The 22,928-nt window shown below is 45.9% G+C and carries 21 protein-coding genes; 8 read left to right on the top strand and 13 right to left on the bottom strand.

Features of this window, described 5'->3' with window-relative positions; translation table 11 throughout:
• The first annotated feature begins 119 nt into the window (after window positions 1–119).
• Complete coding sequence (locus B5G11_RS08220; RefSeq protein WP_087168276.1) at window positions 120–329, top strand: hypothetical protein; 210 nt, start codon at window positions 120–122, stop codon at window positions 327–329.
• A gap of 145 nt (window positions 330–474) precedes the next feature.
• On the opposite strand, the gene B5G11_RS16320 is transcribed toward B5G11_RS08220, so the two are convergent.
• Window positions 475–627 carry a hypothetical protein gene (locus tag B5G11_RS16320; protein WP_158099238.1) on the bottom strand — a complete coding sequence of 51 codons (153 nt, stop codon included), beginning with the start codon at window positions 625–627 and terminating at the stop codon, window positions 475–477.
• 247 nt (window positions 628–874) lie between these two features.
• Between B5G11_RS16320 and asnA the strand changes: the two genes are divergently transcribed.
• Window positions 875–1,885, top strand: a complete 1,011-nt coding sequence (asnA, locus tag B5G11_RS08225; protein WP_087168277.1) for an aspartate--ammonia ligase — start codon at window positions 875–877, stop codon at window positions 1,883–1,885.
• Between the two features lie 88 nt (window positions 1,886–1,973).
• Here the strand turns inward: asnA and B5G11_RS08230 are convergent, their stop codons facing one another.
• The gene (locus tag B5G11_RS08230; protein ID WP_087252798.1) at window positions 1,974–3,248 is read right to left on the bottom strand and encodes an adenylosuccinate synthase; all 1,275 of its coding nucleotides are present in this window, start codon (window positions 3,246–3,248) and stop codon (window positions 1,974–1,976) included.
• Between the two features lie 155 nt (window positions 3,249–3,403).
• The gene (gene cls, locus B5G11_RS08235; protein WP_242958986.1) at window positions 3,404–4,918 is read right to left on the bottom strand and encodes a cardiolipin synthase; all 1,515 of its coding nucleotides are present in this window, start codon (window positions 4,916–4,918) and stop codon (window positions 3,404–3,406) included.
• A 248-nt stretch (window positions 4,919–5,166) separates the two neighbouring features.
• Here cls and B5G11_RS08240 point away from each other — a divergent pair, with 248 nt between their 5' ends.
• Both B5G11_RS08240 and glgX read left to right on the top strand, forming a co-directional pair.
• Entirely contained in the window at window positions 5,167–5,478 is a 312-nt protein-coding gene (locus tag B5G11_RS08240) for a hypothetical protein (RefSeq protein ID WP_087252799.1), read from the top strand.
• Window positions 5,479–5,541: 63 nt separating this feature from the next.
• Entirely contained in the window at window positions 5,542–7,659 is a 2,118-nt protein-coding gene (gene glgX / locus B5G11_RS08245; RefSeq protein ID WP_343215487.1) for a glycogen debranching protein GlgX, read from the top strand.
• A gap of 35 nt (window positions 7,660–7,694) precedes the next feature.
• Here glgX and B5G11_RS08250 read toward each other — a convergent pair whose 3' ends face one another.
• Window positions 7,695–8,564 (bottom strand): radical SAM protein, encoded by an 870-nt coding sequence (locus tag B5G11_RS08250; protein ID WP_087252801.1) that lies wholly within the window; start codon window positions 8,562–8,564, stop codon window positions 7,695–7,697.
• A 161-nt stretch (window positions 8,565–8,725) separates the two neighbouring features.
• Between B5G11_RS08250 and B5G11_RS08255 the strand changes: the two genes are divergently transcribed.
• Window positions 8,726–10,075 carry a nucleobase:cation symporter-2 family protein gene (locus B5G11_RS08255; protein WP_087252802.1) on the top strand — a complete coding sequence of 450 codons (1,350 nt, stop codon included), beginning with the start codon at window positions 8,726–8,728 and terminating at the stop codon, window positions 10,073–10,075.
• A gap of 79 nt (window positions 10,076–10,154) precedes the next feature.
• Here the strand turns inward: B5G11_RS08255 and B5G11_RS08260 are convergent, their stop codons facing one another.
• The 6 genes from B5G11_RS08260 to B5G11_RS08285 all read right to left on the bottom strand — a co-directional run bounded on the left by B5G11_RS08260 (window position 10,155) and on the right by B5G11_RS08285 (window position 18,020).
• Complete coding sequence (locus tag B5G11_RS08260) at window positions 10,155–11,603, bottom strand: 4Fe-4S dicluster domain-containing protein (RefSeq protein WP_087168380.1); 1,449 nt, start codon at window positions 11,601–11,603, stop codon at window positions 10,155–10,157.
• Between the two features lie 99 nt (window positions 11,604–11,702).
• Window positions 11,703–13,280, bottom strand: coding sequence for a DUF975 family protein (locus B5G11_RS08265; protein WP_158099239.1), 1,578 nt, complete (start codon window positions 13,278–13,280; stop codon window positions 11,703–11,705).
• Window positions 13,270–14,601: a replication-associated recombination protein A gene (locus B5G11_RS08270; protein ID WP_087252804.1), complete on the bottom strand. Its 1,332-nt coding sequence runs from the start codon at window positions 14,599–14,601 to the stop codon at window positions 13,270–13,272. Before B5G11_RS08270 ends, B5G11_RS08265 begins: the two co-directional genes overlap by 11 nt.
• Before the next feature lie 59 nt (window positions 14,602–14,660).
• Complete coding sequence (locus tag B5G11_RS08275) at window positions 14,661–16,004, bottom strand: CapA family protein (RefSeq protein WP_158099240.1); 1,344 nt, start codon at window positions 16,002–16,004, stop codon at window positions 14,661–14,663.
• A 129-nt stretch (window positions 16,005–16,133) separates the two neighbouring features.
• Window positions 16,134–17,345 (bottom strand): aminotransferase class I/II-fold pyridoxal phosphate-dependent enzyme, encoded by a 1,212-nt coding sequence (locus tag B5G11_RS08280; protein WP_087252806.1) that lies wholly within the window; start codon window positions 17,343–17,345, stop codon window positions 16,134–16,136.
• Window positions 17,346–17,474: 129 nt separating this feature from the next.
• Window positions 17,475–18,020: a histidine phosphatase family protein gene (locus tag B5G11_RS08285; RefSeq protein ID WP_242958989.1), complete on the bottom strand. Its 546-nt coding sequence runs from the start codon at window positions 18,018–18,020 to the stop codon at window positions 17,475–17,477.
• A gap of 253 nt (window positions 18,021–18,273) precedes the next feature.
• Between B5G11_RS08285 and B5G11_RS08290 the strand changes: the two genes are divergently transcribed.
• The 3 genes from B5G11_RS08290 (at window position 18,274) to B5G11_RS08300 (ending at window position 19,524) form a co-directional block, all read left to right on the top strand.
• A complete protein-coding gene (locus B5G11_RS08290; protein WP_087252807.1) occupies window positions 18,274–18,813 on the top strand; it encodes a Uma2 family endonuclease in 540 nt (179 codons plus the stop codon).
• A 176-nt stretch (window positions 18,814–18,989) separates the two neighbouring features.
• Window positions 18,990–19,262: a hypothetical protein gene (locus B5G11_RS08295; protein ID WP_087168386.1), complete on the top strand. Its 273-nt coding sequence runs from the start codon at window positions 18,990–18,992 to the stop codon at window positions 19,260–19,262.
• Window positions 19,246–19,524 carry a DUF4160 domain-containing protein gene (locus tag B5G11_RS08300; protein WP_087168387.1) on the top strand — a complete coding sequence of 93 codons (279 nt, stop codon included), beginning with the start codon at window positions 19,246–19,248 and terminating at the stop codon, window positions 19,522–19,524. The genes B5G11_RS08295 and B5G11_RS08300 overlap by 17 nt, the downstream gene beginning before the upstream one ends.
• Window positions 19,525–19,783: 259 nt before the next feature.
• Here the strand turns inward: B5G11_RS08300 and B5G11_RS08305 are convergent, their stop codons facing one another.
• The 3 genes from B5G11_RS08305 to B5G11_RS08315 form a co-directional block, all read right to left on the bottom strand.
• On the bottom strand, window positions 19,784–20,794 hold the full coding sequence (locus B5G11_RS08305; protein WP_087252808.1) for a GGGtGRT protein: 1,011 nt from the start codon (window positions 20,792–20,794) through the stop codon (window positions 19,784–19,786).
• Window positions 20,795–20,814: 20 nt separating this feature from the next.
• Window positions 20,815–21,507 (bottom strand): nitrogen fixation protein NifU, encoded by a 693-nt coding sequence (locus B5G11_RS08310; protein WP_048622003.1) that lies wholly within the window; start codon window positions 21,505–21,507, stop codon window positions 20,815–20,817.
• Window positions 21,508–21,662: 155 nt separating this feature from the next.
• The gene (locus B5G11_RS08315) at window positions 21,663–22,928 is read right to left on the bottom strand and encodes a competence/damage-inducible protein A (RefSeq protein WP_087252809.1); all 1,266 of its coding nucleotides are present in this window, start codon (window positions 22,926–22,928) and stop codon (window positions 21,663–21,665) included.

The raw sequence follows: 22,928 nt of genomic DNA on the forward strand, positions 1-22,928 counted from the left end.
CTTCATTATATAACAGGATATTTTATATTGCAAGAAAAACCACCCTGCCCTCTTCCATTGCTTTTTTAACGTATCTTTTATATAATTGTCATGAAAATAATCCATCAGGAGGTTTAACCATGAAAAAGACAAAACGAATTCTGGCTGTCCTTGGAATCATTCTTCTGATCACCATGTATGCCAGTACACTCATTTTTGCATTGATTGATCATTCCGCATCCCTGGGATTGTTAAAAGCATCCATCGCCTGTACAATTTTCGTTCCTGTTCTGCTTTATGCCTACACTTTGTTTTACCGTCTTCTTCACCGAAACGATGAAGATATGTAATCTCTTTACCAGAATATCAGATTTCAGCAAACATTTTCCTGTAGAATAAAACAGTGTGCCCGGAGCAAATCATTTTCTCCATGGACACACTGTTTTATTATCTGCCCGGGACCTGACTTCCGGCCGGGCGTTATTCTATTTTATTTCATGCCAGACTGAAAAAAAGAATCGGGTTGAAATCCGCCCCTGCGTCTTCTCTCTGGCTTCTTTTTTCTTTTTCTTTCATCTCTTTTCTTCTGTTTAAGTATTCTTCCATTGAAATTGCTTCCATGCGTCCCGGTATACTACTCTGCTGCATATAAAAACCTCCTTTTTCTGTTTCCCGGTATCACTATTATATGAAACGGAAAAAAACTTTATGACTCCCCCTTTACATCTTTCACTTTACCATCGAAATGTGTCTGTTTTGTGGCACTGTTCTAAAATTTATCTAACTTCTTTCTTAAAAAATAAACAAAACCGCTCTTATCTGTTATCACTTTATCTCTTGACAGTATAAAAGTTTTATTTTACACTAGTAATAATTTTTAAAGGAGGACTCGAACATGGAAAACTTAATGATACCAGAGGGCTACCGCCCGCCGCTTTCCATCCGTGAAACGGAAGTTGCCATCAAAGAGGTGAAAGATCACTTTGAAAGGTCTCTTGCAAAGAACCTTCATCTGACACGTGTATCTGCCCCTCTTTTTGTTCGTCCGGAATCCGGACTGAATGACAACCTGAACGGTGTGGAACGCCCGGTTTCTTTTGGAATAAAAGAGCAGAATGATAAAGAGGTGGAGATTGTACACTCTCTCGCGAAGTGGAAACGCTATGCGCTGAAGCGTTATGGTTTTCACTCTGGAGAAGGTCTCTATACAGATATGAGTGCGATCCGCAGAGATGAGGATACCGACAATCTTCATTCCATCTATGTGGATCAGTGGGACTGGGAAAAGGTGATCTCCAGAGAAGAGCGCAATGATGAAACGCTGGAATACACGGTACGGAAAGTCTATGCGGCACTGAAGGAAACCGAACACTTTATGGCACGGCGCTATAACTACATCGGAGAAATTCTGCCGGATGACATTACATTTATCACTTCCCAGGAGCTGGAAGATCTCTATCCTGAATGTACGCCGAAGGAGCGGGAATACCGCTATGCGAAGCAGAAAAAAGCCATCTTCATCAAACAGATCGGAAAAACATTAGCGTCCGGCGAACGCCATGACGGACGTGCTCCTGACTACGATGACTGGGAATTAAACGGCGATATTATCGTCTACTACCCTGTTCTTGATACAGCTCTCGAGCTTTCCTCCATGGGAATCCGTGTCGATGAAGCTGCGCTGAAACGCCAGCTTGCTCTTGCCGGCTGCGAGGAACGTGCCGAACTGGATTTCCAGAAATCTCTCCTCGGCGGGGAACTCCCGTATACAGTTGGAGGAGGGATCGGACAGTCCCGTATCTGTATGTTCTACCTGCGCAAGGCTCATATCGGTGAAGTTCAGTCTTCCATCTGGCCGAACGAAGTGGTTGAAGAAGCTGCGGTAAACGGAATTCCGCTTTTATAGATTTCAAAACCGCTCTGAACCACTTATTCCGGACATCCAAAACGGCTGCATGATGAATCATCATGCAGCCGCTCTTTCTTGTTTTTCTTTATCTGTAAATGATATCCTCACGTCCCGGTCCGTTGGAAACAAGTGTGATCGGGTAACCGATCTTCTCTTCTACGAACTCGATGTATTTCCGGCAGTTTTCCGGAAGATCTTCGTATTTCCTGATGCCGCGGATATCGCATTTCCATCCCGGAAGCTTTTCGATCACCGGTTTTGCCTTCTCCAGAAGGTAAGTCGGCGGGAACTCTGTTGTGATTTCTCCGTCGATATCGTAAGCAACGCATACCGGAATTTCATCCAGGTAGCCAAGTACATCCAGTACTGTGAACGCCACATCAGTTGTTCCCTGCATACGGCATCCGTATTTGGATGCAACCACATCAAACCATCCCATTCTTCTCGGACGGCCTGTCGTTGCGCCGTACTCTCCGCCGTCACCACCGCGGCGTCTCAGCTCGTCTGCCTCTTCTCCGAAGATCTCGCTGACAAACGCACCTGCTCCTACCGCACTGGAATATGCCTTACATACTGTCACGATCTTGTTGATCTCATATGGCGGAATTCCTGCGCCGATTGCACCGTATGCAGCCAGAGTGGAAGAAGATGTAACCATCGGATAGATTCCGTGATCAGGATCTTTTAATGTTCCAAGCTGTCCTTCCAGAAGGATCTCTTTTCCTTCTTTTAATGCTTCGTGAAGGAATAAAGATACATCGCAGACATACGGCTCGATCATCTTCTTGTAACCCATCAGCTCGTCGAACAGCTCGTCCGGCTGAATCAGCGGTTTATGATATAAGTGCTCCAGAAGAACATTTTTCTGCTCTGCAACACGCACAACCTTTTCCTTTAACAGTTCTTCATCAAACAGTTCGCTTACCTGGAAGCCGATCTTTGCATACTTGTCTGAATAGAACGGGGCGATTCCGGACTTGGTAGATCCGAAAGATTTCTTTCCAAGACGCTCCTCTTCATACTGGTCAAAGAGCTTGTGGTAAGACATTACCATCTGTGCACGGTTTGACACTTTGATCTTCGGAGTCGGCACATTTCTGTCCACGATAGACTGAATTTCATTTATTAAAACCGGAACGTCCAGTGCAACTCCGTTTCCGATTACACTTGTTGTATGATTATAGAACACACCGGATGGTAGTGTATGAAGTGCAAACTTTCCATAGTCGTTGATAATCGTATGACCGGCATTTGCTCCTCCCTGAAAGCGGACGATGATATCGGCCTGCTTTGCGAGCATATCCGTAATCTTACCTTTCCCCTCATCTCCCCAGTTAGCACCTACTACTGCTTTTACCATAACATATCCTCCTGTATGTGAATCGTTTTTTAACCACCTAAGCATTATACTATATTTTTAGGCAAATGTACATTTGATTTTCCGTTTTTCGGAAGTTTTCCAAAGATTTCGCAGCCTTTCCGCCCGGCAGGATGCTTTCCGGGACATATCCAGGTCTACATCAGAGGTGCAAACAGCCTCAGCACCTGTCCTTCGATTTTTTCCTTAACACTTCGCTCCTGAACCTCTTTCATCGTCACAAAGTGACACTTCTTCAATGTCTCCTGAAAGTCCCTCTCAATATCCGCGACAACCGGATTGTTATAAATAAAGACTCCATCTTCAAAATGAAGATACAGACTTCTGTAATCCAGATTAATTGTTCCTACTGTCGCGGTGTCATCATCAGATACGAAGATCTTGGCGTGAACAAATCCCGGAGTATACTCATAAATCCGGACCCCTGCTTCAATCAGTTCTTTATAATATGTCTTTGCCACCGCAAACGCATACGGCTTATCCGGAATGTGCGGCATGATGATGATCACTTCCATCCCGCTTTTTGCCACACGGGCGAGTGTTTTTATCATTTCATTATCCAGAATCAGATACGGTGTCATAATGTGGACATACTCTTTTGCATGATTCAGGATATGGAAGTATACTTCCTCACCGACAGTCTCATTGTCGTACGGGGTATCCCCGTACGGAAGAACGTATCCGTCTTTCGGATCAAACGGTTTACGGGAAGGATACAAATACTTTTCGTAGACATCACTCTTCTTCTCATCAATATTCCACATCTGAAGAAACATGATCGTAAGACTCTGTACGGCATCTCCTTCCAGCATGATCGCCGTATCCTTCCAGTGTCCGAAACGCTCTCTCCTGTTAATATATTCATCCGCCAGATTAACCCCGCCTGTAAATCCTACCTTGCCGTCAATCACACAGATCTTTCGGTGATCACGGTTATTCTGAATTGTGGATACAATCGGATTGATCGGATTGAATACCTTACACCGGATTCCTCTTCTTCTAAGATACCACGGATAATCTGACGGAAGCTTGGAAATACTGCACATACCGTCATACATAAACCGGACTTCCACGCCTTCGGCTACTTTTTCTTCCAGAATGTGACGGACTTCATCCCACATTTCTCCGCCTTCCACGATAAAGTATTCCATAAAAATGAAATGCTCCGCCTTTCTCAGCTCTCTTTTAAGTGCATCAAACTTGTCCTCTCCAAGAGGGTAATATTCCAGCCTGGTGTTGCCATAAGTCGGGAATCCCATATGTTTTCCAAGATAAAAGGACAGATTCTTATTCGCCAGTTTACTCTCCTTCATGGCATCAATGATCTCCATATCCTGACACATGTACTCTTCGGTCTCTTGCCGAAGGGTTTCAAGCCTCTTGCCAATATACCGCGTACCGATTTCGGATTTGACATAGATGTAGAAAAACGTTCCGAAAATCGGAAGAGCCATGATACACAGGACCCATGTCAGCTTAAACGCCGGATTATCTTCCGAATTAATGATATAAATCACCGCAATCGTACCGATAATACTGAAGACTCCATATAGATAGGTCCAGCTATCCGTCAGAAAATAAATACCAAAAACCATGACAAGAATCTGGATCAGAATCAGAAGAAGAATGACAGCAGTTCTGCCGTAGATCACACTGAAGAGTTTCTTTTGTACTTTTCGCTTTTTGCTTGATTCCAAATTCAATACCTCGGTTCCTTACTAAATACGGTTTATTCTAACACATTTCATTTTACACCTCAACTCCAAACGATTCAATCATTCATTAACTATTCTAAACTTCTATTAAGAAAATATAAAATTATGAATCTTTTCTTTCTTTTTCACTCAAAAAGTATTACAATAAGGATAGTATATGATTGAACAGAAAGGAGTTGCCCTTTATGGCGAAAAAATGGACAAAAGGTATCGTCGGACTCGCGGCGATCGGTGCAGCAGCGGCCGGCATTCTTTATATGAAGAATAAAAAAGATAATGAAGAGCTGGAAGACGAATTTGCTGATGATTTTGAAGATCTTGACTTCGATCTGGATGATGATTTAAGCGATACATCCGGACGAGAATATGTACCTCTGAACAACGGTTCTTCTGAAGAAGAGCAGGAGGAATCATCTGAAGAGGAGGCCTCTTCTGAAGAAGCCGCGTCCGACGGTGAAGAGCCTGAAGAAGACGAAAAAGACAACACGGAAGCATAATATCCATGGAAATCAATGCTGCTCTGCAAGACAGAGCAGCTCTTTCTTTTTGAAAGGAGGTATATTATTTTGACCTGCTCCGATTTAACTCTTGTTCCCAGCAACCATCTAAAACCACTGGATGTCATCTCCGGATTTCAGGTACGTCCCGGATTTTTTCTTTCTCCTGGAACCACCGTTATTCCCGGAGGTGTCAACTTTACGATTCAATCACAGGCTGCTACCTCCTGTGAGCTGCTTCTCTATCACCGGGAGGCTGAAGAACCCTTTGCAGTTCTGAAATTTCCGGAAACCTACCGGATCGGTTTTGTCTACTCCATGATCGTATTCGGGCTTGACATCGAAGAGTTTGAATACGCCTACCGGCTGGACGGCCCGTACGAACCGGAAAAAGGACTTTGTTTTGACAAGACAAGAATTCTTCTTGATCCTTACGCAAAAGCTGTCACCGGGCAGAGCCGCTGGGGATGTAAAAACGACCAGAAACATGGATATCGTGCCCGTGTTGTCAGAAGCAATTTTGACTGGGGCGATCATAAACAACCGATGATTTCCATGTCGGACACGATCATCTATGAGCTCCATGTCCGGGGATTTACAAAAGATCCTTCTTCCGGCGTCACACATCCCGGCACTTTTGCCGGATTGATCGAGAAGATTCCCTACCTTCTTGAGCTTGGTGTGACTACCATTGAGCTTATGCCGGTATTTGAGTTCGATGAAATGCGGGACTGCCGTCTCCTCGACGAAAATCAGCTTCTGGATTACTGGGGCTATAATCCGGTCAGCTTTTTTGCTCCAAATACAAGTTATGCCTCTACCTCCGAATATAACCGGGAAGGGACCGAGTTGAAGCAGCTGATCCGTGCATGTCACGCAAACGGCATCGAGGTGATCTTTGACGTGGTATTTAATCACACAGCCGAAGGTGACGAGCGCGGTCCTTATATTTCTTTCAAAGGATTCGACAATCAGATTTATTATATGCTGACCCCGGACGGACATTATTATAATTTCAGCGGATGTGGAAATACGCTGAACTGCAATCATCCGGTCGTGCAAAATCTGATTATGAACTGCCTCAGATACTGGGTAACAGAATACCGGGTGGACGGCTTCCGTTTCGATCTTGCTTCTATCCTTGGAAGGAACGAGAACGGATCCCCTATGAACCAGCCTCCCCTTCTGCAGTCACTTGCTTTCGACTCCATCCTCGGCAATGTCAAGCTGATTGCCGAGGCGTGGGATGCAGGAGGACTTTATCAGGTCGGTTCCTTTCCATCCTGGAACCGCTGGGCAGAATGGAACGGTAAATACCGGGATGATATGCGGCGGTTTCTAAAGGGAGATGCTTTCATGCTTCATGCCGCAGCGCAGAGAATTATGGGATCACCGGACCTTTATCCTCCGGAAGGGCGCGGAAGCAATGCTTCCGTCAATTTCCTGACCTGCCATGACGGCTTCTGCCTGAATGACCTGTATTCCTATAACACGAAGCACAATGAGGGAAACGGGTGGAGCAATGCGGACGGCACCAACGATAATTACAGCTGGAACTGCGGGGTCGAGGGGGAAACGGATGATCCGGATGTTCTTTCCCTTCGTCTACGCATGATGGAGAACGCATTTGCCGTACTCTTATGCAGCCGCGGAACCCCGATGTTTCTTTCGGGAGACGAATTCGGAGACACCCGGTACGGGAATAACAACCCGTACTGTCAGGATAATCCGGTTTCCTGGCTGGACTGGTCGCTGATTGAGAAAAACCAGAATCTGTTTTCCTTCGTCAAGTATATGATTGCATTCCGTAAGAGACATCCTGCCATCCGTACAGATCTTCCTGCCGGAAGATTTTCTTTCCCATCGATGAGTTTTCACGGTATCCATCCATGGGAACCTGTATCTGACCTGGAATCGCACGTTCTCTGTGTGCTGTTTTCCGGTTTTGACAAGGAACAGCAGATTCAGGATACCATCTACCTTGCCATCAATGCACATTGGGAACCCGTTACCCTTTTTCTGCCTGATCTTCCTTTTGAATGGAACTGGCACATTGCCGTCAATACCGGTGATCCGTCCCGGACGATCTTTCAGGATACGGAAATGCCTCCGGCAGACCATACCGTCCTTTTAGGTGAACGTTCCGTCATTCTCTTTGTTGTCAAAAAACGGAGTGTCTGATTTCTAATCAGACACTCCTTCATTTTTCTTTTCTCTTATTTCACAAAGGCTGTAAGTCCCGGCTTTTCTACGGCAATTCTTTCGTCAAGCCTTGCAAGCATACTTTCCTTATCTTTCGGGAGTTTTCCTCTGACCCGGAACTCAATCATGTCATGAAATCCGTCGTAAAGCACTTCCTGCCCCCAAGGCTTAAGAAGCTCCAGAAGTCTTCTCTCTTCGATCAGATTTTCCAGCTCATCCGCAGGCCGGAATGTACCTTTTTGAATTTCTTCGTACAATGCTGCCCGTTCATGAAGAAACATGGAAAAATTAATCATTCTGGACGGCCTGGTCCGGTTAAAAAACTCTGCGGTATACTCCGCATTTTCTATACCTCTGCCCTTTCCGGCTATACCGGTCATAAAATGTGCATCGTAAATCAGCCCGGCTTCTCTCATCCGGTCAATCTGCCGGTATGCCTGCTCTAATGTATGATCCTTATTCATAAAAGCAAGGACATCATCCAGTCCGCTCTCAATACCAAGATATAGATGCCGGACTCCCGCTTCGTAGAGCCTTCGCAGATCCTCATCGCTTTTCCGGCTGATATCGGTCACAGTCGCATCCATGTGAATCCCCTCGCATCCCGGAAAATGAACATGTATCCTTTCAATAATCGCCAAAAGTTTTTCCGTTGAAAGTCCGAATGCATTTCCATCTCCCAGAAATACGGTCCTGGGATTTCCGCCCACCGTACTGACCCGTTTTAATTCTTCTTCGATCTGTTCCATTGGGAGCTCCCTGTATTTCAGATGCTTGAACAGGGTGCAGAATTTACAGCCGTTATACGCGCACCCCACTTCCACAGGAAGCATAAAAGAGGAACGTTCCATCGGTCCCCTGCAAATCTGTCCTTCGTAATTCATACCATCACCTGCACCTTTCCTGCCTTTATTATACACCGTAACATGCAGAAAGGCGGAGAAATCTTTAAGAAAATTTAAGATTTTTGGCAAAACCACTTGCAGGCAGGCTGTGACTGGTATAGTATTATCATGTTTTATAGATTTATACTAAGGAGGACATTATGTCAAATTCAAACCACTCGTCTCAAAGCAGGCAGTATGCCTCAGTTTTTGAGCTGAACGGAGTACCGAAGTTTGGCCAGGCACTTCCTCTTGCGCTTCAACACGTCGTTGCCATGATTGTTGGATGTGTCACCCCTGCAATCATCGTATCCGGTGTGGCCGGACTCAACGAGCGTGATCAGGTTATTTTAGTGCAGGCTGCCCTTTTCACTTCCGCAATCAGCACTCTGCTTCAGCTGTTTCCTTTTATCCGGTTTAAAAATTTTCAGCTCGGTTCGGCTCTTCCGGTCATTATGGGAATCAGCTTTGCCTACGTGCCAAGCATGCAGGCCATCGCCGCGAATTCTGATGTCGGAACGATTCTCGGCGCGCAGCTCATCGGCGGATTTGTCGCAATTATAGTCGGTCTTGCCATACAGAAGATCCGTGTTCTGTTCCCGCCGATCATTACCGGAACCGTCGTATTTACAATCGGACTCTCCCTGTATCCTACCGCGGTCAACTATATGGCAGGAGGTACTTCGAATCCTGATTACGGTTCCTGGAAAAACTGGCTTGCGGCCTTTTTCACTCTTGCCGTAGTAGTCGGTCTGAATCACTTTGCGAAAGGATTTTTAAAGCTTGCGTCCATCCTCGTAGGAATCATCGCAGGGTATATCTTTGCATCTTGTCTGGGACTCGTCGATTTTTCCGGAATCCAGTCCGCGGGCTACTTCCAGCTCCCGCAGCCACTGCATTTCGGACTTTCTTTCGATCCATCCGCCTGCATTGCGATCGGTGTGTTGTTTGCCATCAACTCCATTCAGGCGATCGGAGATCTTTCTGCTACAACAGTAGGAAGTATGGAACGGGAACCAAAAGATAAAGAACTGCAGGGCGGTATCGTCATGTACGGAGTCACAAATATTCTGTGCTCCCTGATCGGCGGACTTCCGACAGCAACTTACAGTCAGAATGTCGGCATTGTTACGACAACAAAAGTCATCAACCGCTGTGTACTTGGTCTTGCAGCGGTCATCATGCTGGTTGCCGGATTTGTCCCGAAATTTTCAGCGCTTCTGACTACGATTCCTCAATGTGTACTTGGAGGCGCAACGATTTCCGTTTTCGCATCCATCGCAATGACCGGAATCAAGCTGATCATGCTCCAGGAGATGAATTACCGGAATACCGCTATTGTCGGGCTGTCAGTTGCCCTTGGCATGGGTGTTACACAGGCACCTGCTTCACTGGCGTCATTTCCATCCTGGGTTACAACAATCTTTGGAAGTTCTCCGGTTGTCCTTGCAACACTGACGGCGATTATTCTGAATACCATTCTTCCGAAAGAAGAAAAAAAGAAATCATAGATAAACAACAAAAAAGGAAAGTTCCAATGAACTTTCCTTTTTCTATATTCGTTTCTATATACAGGAAATCAGATATTTCCTACTCTCTGTGCATGGAGAAGCTGTCCATCTGATATCTGCTCAGGTTTTCGTGAATTCCTCTGTCGTCTGCCTGGCTGATCAGTGCATCTCTGTTCTTTTTGGATGAGAACTGGTCGTTATATGCGCTTGGTCCTCCCACGCAGCCGCCTTCGCATGCCATTCCTTCGATAAAGTCAAACGGAAGTTTTCCTGCTCTTAAAAGAAGAAGAGCCTTCTTGCATTCTGCGGCCCCGTTCGCCTTCTGTACTTTCACATCGATATCGGCGTCGGCCTCCTTCATACTCTGCAGTACTGCCGCCGTCACTCCACCGGAATTTGCAAAGCGTTTTCCAAATGTAGATGCAATCTGATCGTTATTCTCACATGGTTCCAGTTTCACATTTTTGGCTCTCATAATCGCGCGGATCTCACTGTATGTAAGTACAAAGTCTGCATTTCCTTCAATCTGCTGATCCACAACTTCTGATTTCTTCGCCACACATGGTCCGATGAATACCGTAACTGCCTCAGGATCCTGTGCCTTGATCAGCCTGGATACCGCACACATCGGTGATACCGTTGTAGAAACACAGTCTGCAAGCTGTGGAAAATGCATCCGCACCATATTGACAAATGCCGGGCAGCAGGATGTCACTTTCTTCTTTCCTTCCTTGTAGGCTTCCGTCCATTCTTCCGCCTCGTATGCCGCAGTCATATCCCCGCCAAGTCCTACGTCGTAAAAGTCCACAAAGCCGATTTCCTTCATGGCCTTTCTCCAGCTTGCCATCGTGATATCCGGACCAAACTGTCCTTCTGTGGCAGGGGCTGCCATTGCATAAACATGTTTTCCGGACTTCAACGCTTCAATAACCGGTACCATGAAGCTCTTTGTTCCGATTGCTCCAAACGGGCAGCTGTGGATACATTTTCCGCAGCGGATACATTTGTCCTTATTGATCACGGAAAGACCGTATTCATTGTAAGTAATTGCGTCAACCGGACAGCTGAACTTACACGGCCGCTTCAAATGTGCAATCGCATTATACGGACATGCCTTTGCACACTGTCCGCACTCTTTACACTTGGATGCATCAATATGGGACCGGTGTCTTCCTGATTCGATTGCTCCGAATTTACATGCGTTGATACATGCTTTTCCAAGACAGTTCTGACAGTTTTCAGTCACTGTATAACTGGAAATCGGACAGTCCTCACACGCCGAATTAATGACCTGAATAATATTTCCATCATCCTCTTCACCCGGCGCCTTTCCTTCTGCCAGACGAACTCTCTGACGTATGATTTCTCTTTCTTTGTAAATACAGCATCGAAACTGCGGAAGAGGTCCCGGAATCAGTCTGCCTGCAATGTGATCCCGCTCTTCTTCCAGTTTTCCTTCAAAAGCCAGCCTCGCCACTTCATTCAGTACCTTATGTTTGATTGTGATTACATTTTCATCAGCGTACATGTTTCTCTCCTGTCTCCTTTTTTCTTACTCTTTCATTAATGCGCTGATTCTATTATAAATTAATCATGGAAAAAAGGAAAGTGTGCACCGTGTATTTATTCAAAGACAAAGCAGCGACAATACTTCGCCAGCATGTACATGATAGTCGGTAATCCCTGCTCCGCTGTTCGGATGGATCAGTGAATAAACGATATCAACAGCAAACAGAAGCAGCAGGACTACACAGATAATTCTTGCAATCTTCTGTGGAATCCGCCTGTAAATTTCATCAAAAAACGGCGCCGCGATATAGATAAAGGCACAGCCTCCAAGCCCGAATACGATCAACCCTTCCGCGCAGATGCGCCCGTGAAGATTCAAAAAGTATCCGGTATAATTCCACCAGTACATACCTTTAATTTCCCACAAAAGCCATGCGGACAGATATTCTACAGCACCACACACAACCACCGCCATCAAAAAAGTCACAAGCGGCTTATGCACAAACCGTTTCAAAAGCACGACTACCAGAATGCCTCCCGTTCCGTAAATCGGCAGCCACGGTCCATGAAAAAATCCCCTGTTTACAAACACACCGTCCCCAAACAAATGAAGAGACACTTCCCACAGCCATCCGACGAATGAAAAGGTAAAAAATATAAGAATAAGGGATCTCAAAGAATAGGTCCGCTCATACTCAATGCGGATCCATTTTTTCATCTGCGGATTATAAAGTCTATGGGATTCTACCGGATACTCTTCCAGATCTGATTCTTCATACAACCTCTCGTCATCGAGGAAACGGACTCCATCAAGTCCTTTTTCAAACGCTTCCTCTCTCAGCGCCACATAAAGCTCGGCAGATGTGGTCTCCGTATACGGGGTAATAAAGGCATACCTTAAAATATCCATGGTAAATATATTCAGGATATGCCATCCCAGAAAAGAAAGATCCAGGATAAAAGCCCGCATTTTATTTCCATTCATCATCTGTCTGGACAAAAGAAAGGCTTCACGGTGCGGAATATCCGGATTTTCCGCCAGAATAAACGGAATCATCCGATAAGAATACCTTTTGATGATACCGCCGATAATCGTCATATCCCACAGAAACAGAAAAACTGATTTTTTCAGCATGATAAACATTACATTTTTCCAGCGTCTTGCTCTCCAGACAAAGGCAAGCCGGCCCATTTTTACCTGGCGGTATGTTCTGTTTTCCAGAAGAAATCTGCACTGCCCTACGCTTAGGACGTTACTTACAAAAATCAGAAACAGAATCAGCAAAATGACACCGATCAGAATAACAAAGCCTTCTGCAATTTTATCTTTGAACAAAAAATCATTCATCGCATTTAAAAATCCAAAAAAAGCAGATCTTTCCTTGGTCATATGATTATAGACTCCGGCCAGCACCCCTTTTTTCGGGGTATAGTGCTCCCCCAGAAAGGCCAGAATCTGTCCGCTCTCCGTATCAGAGCTTCTCTCTATACTCAAATACCAGTCGTTCAAAATCTGCGCATTCGTCGGTATTCCGATTTCCTCTCCGGTAAGTCTGACTGCCGCATCGTCAATCCGGTAGGAAATCCTCATACCTCCTGCAATAAATGCCAGCATCAAACTGATTCCGATAATCCGCCACCAGTTCTTACGCAAAGCCTGCTTTCCCTGTTTCTTCAGCTTTTTTCTACTCCACATCATTTCGATCTCCGTTTTTCCATTCCTTTATCTTCTGAAGGCGCTCTTTTACTTTGCGCTCTTCTCCCTGTTCCGTCGGCTCATAATAGATTCTTCCCTTTAAACTGTCCGGCATACACTGCATACGGGTCAGTTTTTCTTCAGTATTATGAGCATATTCATACCCTTTTCCGTAATTTAACTCTTTCATCAGTCCTGTTGGCGCATTTCTCAATACCAGCGGCACCGGCTCTGCGCGTTTTTCTTTCACATCCCGCTTGCAGGACTCACACGCCCGGTACAGGGCATTGGATTTTGGCGCCATTGCCAGATATACAACTGCATGGGTCAGATGTACATCGCACTCCGGCATTCCAAGAAAATGGCACGCCTGATATGACGCAACCGCCACCTGCAGCGCCCGGCTGTCTGCCATCCCCACATCCTCGCTTGCAAACCGGATCAGTCTCCGGGCAATATAAAGTGGATTTTCTCCGCCTTCCAGCATCCGGCACATCCAGTAGACTGCTGCATCAGGATCGCTGTTTCTCATGGACTTGTGAAGGGCGGAAATCAGATTGTAATGCTCCTCCCCGGTCTTATCATAGAGCAGAGACTTCCGGCTGATACACTGCTCCAGTCCTTCATTGGTGATCCGGATTCCCTCTGCGCTCATTTCCCCGTTCAGCACCGCCATCTCCAGCGTATTCAGCGCAGTCCTGGCATCCCCGTTTGCAAAGGCGGCGATCGCCTCTATCTGCTGCCCGGTAATCTGAATATTCTGATTTCCGAATCCCGCCGGACTTTTCAACGCATGCTCGAGCAGTTTCACCAGATCTTTCATCTCCAGTGCTTTCAGTACAAAGACCTTGCATCTGGAAAGGAGCGCGGAATTTACCTCAAAAGACGGATTCTCCGTAGTCGCCCCGATCAGAATAATACTTCCTTTTTCCACAAACGGAAGGAAGGCATCCTGCTGCGCCTTGTTGAACCGGTGGATCTCGTCCACGAAGAGCACGGTCCGTTTTCCCATCTGACGCTGCATCTCCGCCGTATTCATGACTTCCTTAATCTCTTTGATCCCGCTTGTCACGGCACTGAAATTGACAAACTCCGCCTTCGTTTTCCCCGCAATGATACTTGCAAGGGTTGTCTTTCCGACACCAGGCGGCCCCCAGAAAATCATGGAGGAGATCTGATCTTTCTCAATCAGCTGCCTTAAAATCCTCCCTTTCCCGACCAGATGCTCCTGCCCTGCAAACTCCTCCAAAGAGGAAGGACGAAGCCGGGAGGCAAGAGGCGCCGACCGTTCTCTGTCATCAAATAACGATAATTGTTCCATAGCTCTTTTTTACCTCCTTTTTCATCTCGCCCCTGTTGCAGGCTGTCTGACTGACCGGATTATTCTGACCGCTCAAATACCTGCGGCTTCAGATATGGTTCAAAGTAAGCCTGAATACTCTCCGGTGAAAAATCCTCATTCGTCTCCTGATGGACACCGCTGGCCGCTGCCAGCTCCTCGGTATATTTTTCCAGCGGATATACCGCATATCCTGAATATCCCGGTTCATAATGCATCACGAGAGGCTCCATGGAGTACGTTTCAATACTGATCTCGCCTGTATCCGGATCTTTGACAAACGTCATATCTGCCATTCCCTCCAGAAGCTGGGAAATTCCCTGCTGTCCGGAAACAAAATTCCCAAGAGAATAGTACACAAGCATCTGCTTTCCATCCGGACGTTCCATCATGCCGTACGGACGAATCACATGCGGATGCGTGCCAATCACTACATCTACTCCAAGATCGGCCAGATACTCCACCCGCTCTTTCGTCGCTTCATCCGGTTCATTTTGATATTCCACCCCGGTATGCAGAAAGACCATCACGATATCCGCCTCTTCTTTGGCTCGTTCCACATCCGCTTTTACCGTCTCTTCATCATAGACATCAACCGCATAAGATTCATTTTCCGGAACCGGAGCTCCGATATTGATCAGGGTTGTGTAATTCATCATTGCAATCTTAAACGCCTTCTTCTCGATGATCTTCACCCGGTCCGCCTGCTGGTCTTCGGCGCTTTCATGAATTCCAAGCACTGCCGGAGGCGTCTCCTGGGATTCCCAGAAAGCAAGGGAATCTGTCACGCCTTCTTTTCCTTTATCATAGGAATGATTCGTTGCCATGGTAATCACATCGAATCCCAGATTTGCAAGGGCCTGGCCGCCTTCCTGCGGCATTCCAAAGGTCGGGTAGCCGCTCGTATTGTCGTGGCTGCTCACAATCGGCGTCTCCTGATTGACAACGGCAAGATCCGCCCTTTCAATCTCTTCTTTTACATTTTCATAAATGTAATCATAGCTCCACACTCCGCTTTCCTGCTGTCCGTCGGCCAGTACGGTGTCATGGAAAAAGTTGTCTCCGACAGCTACCATGTGCAGTGTGTGCTCCTCTTTTTCTTTTTTCTCCGCTTCTTCCCGTTTTTTCTTCTCTTTGGCTTCTTTCTCCGCCTGAATCTTCGCATCAGTCTCTACTGCCTTCTGATGGCAGGAGCGGATCGATGAAATCAAGCCAACAATCAGCACAAGAATCAGTACCATACAGCCGATCAGAATTCTCCGCTTCCAGATCAGCTTCTTCCGGCGCTTTTCTCTTCGGATTCTCTTGCGCCTGGCTAATTCCCGTCTTTTTTCCTCTTCGGTCATAGCTTTCCACCCTCTTTTCTCTTTTGTAACTGTTTTCATTCCTTCAGACATTTCGTCCTGTGCTGATTATACCATATTCGACATAAAAAGGCAGTAAAAAGAGATGCGCCCCGGATATATGTTACACTTCTATCCTGGCACATCTCTTTTGTAATCAGCCTTTATCCTTTAAAATACATATTCGTCAAGCCGACGGAATGCTTCCTGCACCCTGGAAAGCGGCAGCGCAAGGTTCATACGAATACCGTATTCACCGTGGAACGGACGTCCGTCCTGCCATGCAACACCGACATCCCATCCTGCCTTCAAAAGCTCGTCCACTGTTTTTCCATGCTTTTTGCACCACTCTTCACAATCCAGGAACAACATGTAGGTTCCCTGCGGTTTTGAGAGGTTTACACCTTCAAAATGCTCTTTGATGTAATCATATGCATAGTCCACATTTCCGGACAGTACCTGACGGAGCTCATCTACCCACTCAGCTCCTTCTTTCCTGTATGCTCCCACAAGCGCATGCATGGAGAGCACATTCATGGAATTATAATGGCATTTGCTGCTGCTTGCCACAACTCGGTCACGAAGATAGGAATTATAGATCACGTGATAACTTCCAATCAGACCGGCCAGATTGAATGTCTTGCTTGGCGCATACAGTGCGATGGTCCGGTTCTTTGCGTCCACGCTTACAGACTGGGTCGGTGTGTGGTGATATCCTTCCAAAATCAGATCAGACCAGATCTCGTCGGAAATAACAATACAGTCGTTTGCCTTGTAGACTTCCATGGCCTTTTCGATTTCTTCCGGCTCCCAGACTCTTCCGGTCGGGTTGTGTGGATTACAGAACACTGCGACATGAATCTTGTTTGCCTTGATTTTGGCATCCATATCTTCATAGTCCATCCGCCAGACTCCTTCTTCATCCTGCTTTAACAGACTGTGTACTATCTTATACCCTGCTCCTTCGATACTGTTTGTAAAACCGATATAAGTCGGACTGTGAACAAGGATCGGATCCCCATGAGATGCAAACGCATTCAGTGCAGATACCAGTCCCCCAAGCACTCCGTTCTCATAACCGATATCTTCCTTTGTAAGTCCTTCCACGCCTTTACGTTCCTTATGCCAGTTGATAATGGCATCGAAATATGCATCCGATGGATTAAAATATCCAAATGCCGGATGTTCCAGACGTGTCTTCACCTCTTCGATAATAGACGGCGCTGTCGGGAAATTCATGTCTGCCACCCACATCGGGATCAGATCAAACCCTTCCTTCGGTCCTCCCGGCGCAAATCCCCCTGCCGGAACATTGCCCGGAAGATCCACTGCAATGGCGTCCTTACCGCGCCGGTCCATAATGGATGTAAAATCATACTTCATGTTGGTAAACCTCCTCGTTTTTGCTGTCGTATCTTCTCTTGCAAACGCAAGCGCTTTTATTATTATACCACAATCATCCCGGTATGCGGTACAAGTTACTGATAGATACTTCCCAATGTCTTCGGAAACTTATAGCTTTTCCTGATAAAAGCAGATCTCTCCATTGTCAGGATGCGGTACCCCTGTCATCGCCTGAATCATATATCCATGTCCGGCAACTATGATTTTATGATACTGCCTGTATTTTTTCAGAACCCCTTCTACCCTCTGCCGGATATCCTCTGCGGACTCCCAGAGGGCTCCTTCCATTGCTTCTCCGTTACGTTCCATGAACTCATGAAATGCTTTGTGAGCTGTTTCATTTTCTTCGTAAATGTAATGCTTATTTGCCACCCATTCATGCAGGTCGGTCTCTACGGCAATCGGCAGATCCAACCGTCTGGAAAGAATTGCCGCCGTCTGAACCGCCCTTGTATAAGGAGAGGTCAGAATCAACTCTGCACCTTGCAGTCTCGGATCTTTGGCTGCCTCTTCAATCTGACGGATCCCTTCTTCGGAAAGCGGCGCCAGATTCACACCGAATCCCTGGTAAATCTTTTGATCTTTCAGGGAATAATCAGTCTGACCATGCCGGATAAAATAAACATTCATGGATGCTTCATGAAAAGTCTCCATACCTATCACCCCTTGCTTTATTATCGTAAGTATATCATATTTTTCTCATTCTTCGCGGTTTTTGTCAATCCATTTCAGAATCTTCTCTATGTCCAGATTTGCAAAGTCTGTTGTGTCGATGTCAAAAATTCAATAATACTAAGAGATTTCAAACCAGTGGGTGTTCCAAAAAGTTTGATATTCATTGTGTTCTTTTGTATAATATATTTAAACAGCTTGAACAAAAAAGAGCTTTGAGAAAGGACGTGACACTATGCCATTACCAGAAAAACGCTATACATCAGATGATTACTGGAATCTTCCGGACGGAGAACGTGCAGAACTAATCAACGGACAGCTTTACATGATGGCTCCTCCAAGTCGCTTACATCAGGAACTGGTACATCAGTTAAGCCGCGTTATTGGCAACTACATTTCTGACAAACGTGGTGACTGTAAAATCTATCCCGCACCATTTGCCGTAAATCTCAACGCAGACGATACTGTGTATGTTGGGCCGGATATTTCTGTTATCTGCTCAAAAGATAAGCTGACCGATAAAGGATGTGTTGGTGCTCCCGACTTCATCATCGAGATTGTCTCGCCAGGCAGTCGTAAGCTGGACTACAGCATCAAAAATGGCAAATATGCCGAGGCAGGTGTCCGCGAATACTGGATTGTCGATCCCGAAAAGGAACGAACGACTGTTTACCATTATGACGAAGATTCCGCTCCTGTCATGATTCCTTTCGATCAGCCTGTAACAGTGGGAATATATGGAGACTTAAGCTTTACAATAGCTTCGCTGATCTAGGTAAAAAAGTGGTGTGCTGATGGTATGATCTCATTATTCTTTAGCAACATCACTCTTGCTCATGATAATACAGGACACAAATATCATACATCTTCTTATAGAAGAAAAAATAGAAAATCACCAGATGTCTCCATAGCAATCTGGGGAATAATATATAGAAAGGACGGTATAAAGGCATGATGTATCCATATTTAACTCTTAATGATGATACGGAAATCACACATTCTGAGATGCTCCCAGATGGTCGTGTCAAAGTCTATATTGAAACACCCGATCTGAAAGACGGGTTCCATAATGCAACTTGTTTTCTTCCCGAATATGAATGGACAGATATTCACGGCTACTCAGAAAACGAAATGAACTATTTCAAAAAACTGATTCGCAACAACGCGCACTTGATCATGGAGTTTTCTCAGGAAGGAGGCTTCTCTGATGCCGCAAATCTTTAGAATTGGTTCCTATCTTGTTTACTTTTGGTCAAATGAAAACGATCCTCTGGAACCAGTACACGTGCATATTTCAGAAGGACGCGCATCAGCAAATGCCACAAAAATTTGGATAACCAGCACTGGAAAAGCTTTAGTATGCAATAATAACTCCAAGATTCCTCAAAAAGAACTTCGCCGAATGATCCGAATTATCGAAGCAAACAGTGACCTTATATTAGACAAATGGTACACACAATTTGGTGAGATACGGTATTACCTCTAGCACTTTCACTTTTGTTATAAAATCATGATTACCTGTCAAGCATGTATTTTGCATTGTAATAGGCTAGCGCCTAAGGTGCTAGCCTTCATTTCATTATATTATTCTTATCTTTTATTCACAGTCTCCCGTTTCTTAATTCCATACTAAAATTAAATCCTGATCATCGACACATAAAGTCTTGAAAAACTTAGAGGAGATACAGAAAAATAAAAATAAGCGGCACTCTGTTTTACAAAGTACCGCTTAAAATTAAAATTTCTTAGAATTTGCCAGCCTTAGCAGCTTCCTCAATGGCAACTGCAACAGCTACTGTCATACCAACCATCGGGTTGTTTCCTGCTCCGATCAGCCCCATCATTTCTACGTGAGCCGGTACGGAAGAGGATCCAGCGAACTGTGCGTCAGAGTGCATACGTCCTAATGTATCTGTCATACCGTAGGAAGCCGGTCCTGCTGCCATGTTGTCCGGGTGAAGTGTACGTCCTGTACCACCGCCGGATGCTACAGAGAAGTATTTCTTTCCTGCTTCGATACATTCTTTTTTGTATGTACCTGCAACCGGATGCTGGAAACGTGTCGGGTTTGTAGAGTTACCAGTGATGGATACGTCTACGCCCTCTTTCCACATGATTGCAACACCTTCACGAACGTCGTTTGCTCCGTAGCAGTTTACTTTGGAACGAAGTCCGTCAGAGTAGGATGTACGGGATACTTCTTTAAGTTCTCCTGTGTAGTAGTCGTACTCTGTCTGTACATATGTAAATCCGTTGATTCTGGAAATGATCTTTGCAGCATCTTTTCCAAGACCGTTTAAGATAACACGTAATGGTTTTTTACGTACTTTGTTTGCTTTCTCAGCGATACCGATCGCACCTTCTGCTGCTGCGAAAGATTCGTGTCCTGCAAGGAATGCGAAGCAGTCTGTGTCTTCTTCCAGAAGCATTTTTCCAAGGTTACCATGTCCAAGACCTACTTTTCTCTGGTCAGCTACAGATCCTGGAATACAGAAAGCCTGAAGTCCTTCTCCGATTGCTGCTGCTGCGTCTGCTGCTCTTGTGCATCCTTTTTTGATTGCGATTGCAGCACCTACAATATATGCCCAGCATGCGTTTTCAAAGCAGATCGGCTGAATGCCTTTTACCTGATTGTAAACATCAAGGCCTGCGTCTTTTGTAATTTTCTCTGCTTCTTCGATAGAAGCGATGCCATAGCTGTTTAATACAGCGTTGATTTTATCAATTCGTCTTTCATATGATTCAAATAAAGCCATTTTAAAAGTCCTCCTCTCGCCTATTCCTGTCTTGGGTCGATGATCTTCACTGCATCATCCACACGGCCATACTGTCCCTGTGCTTTTTCCCATGCTTCGTTCGGTGTGTCACCTTTCTTAATGAAATCGGTGAATTTTCCAAGGCTTACGAATTTGTAACCGATGATCTCATTGTTTTCGTCTAATGCGATTCCTGTTACATATCCTTCTGCCATTTCCAGATAACGAGGACCTTTTGCAAGTGTTCCGTACATGGTACCAACCTGGGAACGAAGACCTTTTCCTAAGTCTTCCAGTCCTGCACCGATCGGAAGTCCGTCTTCAGAAAATGCGCTCTGTGTACGTCCGTATACGATCTGTAAGAAAAGCTCTCTCATTGCTGTGTTGATTGCGTCGCAGACAAGGTCTGTATTTAAAGCTTCGAGGATAGTTTTTCCTGGTAAGATCTCGGAAGCCATGGCTGCAGAATGTGTCATACCGGAGCATCCGATTGTTTCAACCAGTGCCTCCTGGATAATTCCGTCTTTTACGTTCAGTGTCAGCTTACATGTTCCCTGCTGAGGAGCACACCAGCCTACACCGTGTGTTAAACCGGAAATATCTTTAATTTCTTTTGCCTGTACCCATTTTGCTTCTTCTGGGATTGGAGCTGGTCCATGATTTGCACCCTGTGCAACTGGACACATCATTTCTACTTCGTGTGAATAAATCATCTTAAGGACTCCTTTCAACTATGTGTAATCTCTCTTGGGAGACTGCCTTTTGACAGCCTTTATCCGTGTTAATTTTCTCACAAAAATGCGTTTTCGTCAATCAGCTGATTGCACAAAACGTCGAATTTTTCGGTTAGATCCATGTGGCGATCATCCTATTTTGCTTCCAGAAGCATCTCTCTTAACAGAATGAGTCCTCTCGCCACAGCATATTCCCGGTTTTTCTGACGATTTCCCGTAAAGCAGCATCGTTCGACTTTTGTTTTTCCTTTCACAGTACAGCCGATGTAAACAAGCCCTACCGGCTTTTCCGGTGTTCCGCCGTCCGGACCTGCGATTCCGGTCACAGCAATGGATGCGTCTGCCCCGGAGACTTTGCATGCTCCCTCTGCCATGGCCCGTGCTGTCTCCTCGCTGACTGCTCCGTATTGCACCAGAATTTCATGCGGCACATGCAGAATCCGCTCTTTTGCTTCATTAGAATACGTCACATGCGCCTCGTTCAGCACGCTGGATGCTCCCGGCACATTGATCAGCCGTCCGGACAGAAGTCCTCCGGTACAGGACTCTGCTGTCGTCACTGTCATATGACGTTCCTCCAGCATATGAACCACGGCTTCTTCCAGTGTGACTTCTTCTTTTGTCGTATAAATATAATCGCCGAACCGGTTTTTCAGTTCCTGCACCATCGGCGCCATCAGCTTTTCTGCCGTCTCCTCGTCTTTTGCCTTTGCAGTGATCCGGAAATGCACCTCCGCAGTCTTTGCATACGGCGCAAGGGTCGGATTGGTCTGAGCATCCATCAGATCTGCAACCATGGTCTCCGCCCGGCTTTCACCAATAGAGCAGACCTTTACCATGCAGGAATAGATTCCTTCCGGCTGCAGCCCGGATAGATACGGCGCAATCTGAGTTTCAAACATCGGGATGCACTCATTCGGCGGCCCCGGAATCAGGATTGCACGCTTGCCTTCATACTCAGTGCCTTCCTCTCCCGTCACAATCAGCCCCGGAGCCGTACCGTTCTGATTCTCAATCACAATGGCTCCCTCCGGAACCAGCGCCTGCTTCCAGTTATTCCGGGTAATGTTCCCCTTTGAATGAAGCCGGTTAAAGAATTCCTGAATCCGCTCTTTTGTACGGGCATCCTCATATAATTCCTTTCCAAATACTTTTGCGGTCACTTCTTTTGTCAGGTCGTCTTTGGTCGGTCCAAGTCCTCCTGTCAGAATTACCACATCAGACCGTTCCAACGCCCGGCGGATCGTATCTTCCATGCGCGCCTCATTGTCCCCTACCACACTTTGGTGATATAAAGACAAACCTAGCAGAGCGCATTTCTCTGCTAGGTAAGCTGCATTGGTATTTACGATATTGCCGAGCAGGATTTCTGTACCGACGGAAATCAGCTCTGCAACCAT

The organism is Drancourtella sp. An57, from assembly GCF_002161525.1.
In the GTDB taxonomy this organism is placed as follows: domain Bacteria; phylum Bacillota; class Clostridia; order Lachnospirales; family Lachnospiraceae; genus Sellimonas; species Sellimonas catena.

Coding starts and splice junctions, on each gene's coding strand:
- B5G11_RS08220 (WP_087168276.1), top strand. CDS start 120: ATGAAAAAGACAAAACGAATTCTGGCTGTCCTTGGAATCATTCTTCTG.
- B5G11_RS16320 (WP_158099238.1), bottom strand. CDS start 627: ATGCAGCAGAGTAGTATACCGGGACGCATGGAAGCAATTTCAATGGAA.
- asnA (WP_087168277.1), top strand. CDS start 875: ATGGAAAACTTAATGATACCAGAGGGCTACCGCCCGCCGCTTTCCATC.
- B5G11_RS08230 (WP_087252798.1), bottom strand. CDS start 3,248: ATGGTAAAAGCAGTAGTAGGTGCTAACTGGGGAGATGAGGGGAAAGGT.
- B5G11_RS08240 (WP_087252799.1), top strand. CDS start 5,167: ATGGCGAAAAAATGGACAAAAGGTATCGTCGGACTCGCGGCGATCGGT.
- B5G11_RS08250 (WP_087252801.1), bottom strand. CDS start 8,564: ATGAATTACGAAGGACAGATTTGCAGGGGACCGATGGAACGTTCCTCT.
- B5G11_RS08255 (WP_087252802.1), top strand. CDS start 8,726: ATGTCAAATTCAAACCACTCGTCTCAAAGCAGGCAGTATGCCTCAGTT.
- B5G11_RS08260 (WP_087168380.1), bottom strand. CDS start 11,603: ATGTACGCTGATGAAAATGTAATCACAATCAAACATAAGGTACTGAAT.
- B5G11_RS08265 (WP_158099239.1), bottom strand. CDS start 13,280: ATGTGGAGTAGAAAAAAGCTGAAGAAACAGGGAAAGCAGGCTTTGCGT.
- B5G11_RS08270 (WP_087252804.1), bottom strand. CDS start 14,601: ATGGAACAATTATCGTTATTTGATGACAGAGAACGGTCGGCGCCTCTT.
- B5G11_RS08275 (WP_158099240.1), bottom strand. CDS start 16,004: ATGAAAACAGTTACAAAAGAGAAAAGAGGGTGGAAAGCTATGACCGAA.
- B5G11_RS08280 (WP_087252806.1), bottom strand. CDS start 17,345: ATGAAGTATGATTTTACATCCATTATGGACCGGCGCGGTAAGGACGCC.
- B5G11_RS08285 (WP_242958989.1), bottom strand. CDS start 18,020: ATGGAGACTTTTCATGAAGCATCCATGAATGTTTATTTTATCCGGCAT.
- B5G11_RS08290 (WP_087252807.1), top strand. CDS start 18,274: ATGCCATTACCAGAAAAACGCTATACATCAGATGATTACTGGAATCTT.
- B5G11_RS08295 (WP_087168386.1), top strand. CDS start 18,990: ATGATGTATCCATATTTAACTCTTAATGATGATACGGAAATCACACAT.
- B5G11_RS08300 (WP_087168387.1), top strand. CDS start 19,246: ATGCCGCAAATCTTTAGAATTGGTTCCTATCTTGTTTACTTTTGGTCA.
- B5G11_RS08305 (WP_087252808.1), bottom strand. CDS start 20,794: ATGGCTTTATTTGAATCATATGAAAGACGAATTGATAAAATCAACGCT.
- B5G11_RS08310 (WP_048622003.1), bottom strand. CDS start 21,507: ATGATTTATTCACACGAAGTAGAAATGATGTGTCCAGTTGCACAGGGT.
- B5G11_RS08315 (WP_087252809.1), bottom strand. CDS start 22,928: ATGGTTGCAGAGCTGATTTCCGTCGGTACAGAAATCCTGCTCGGCAAT.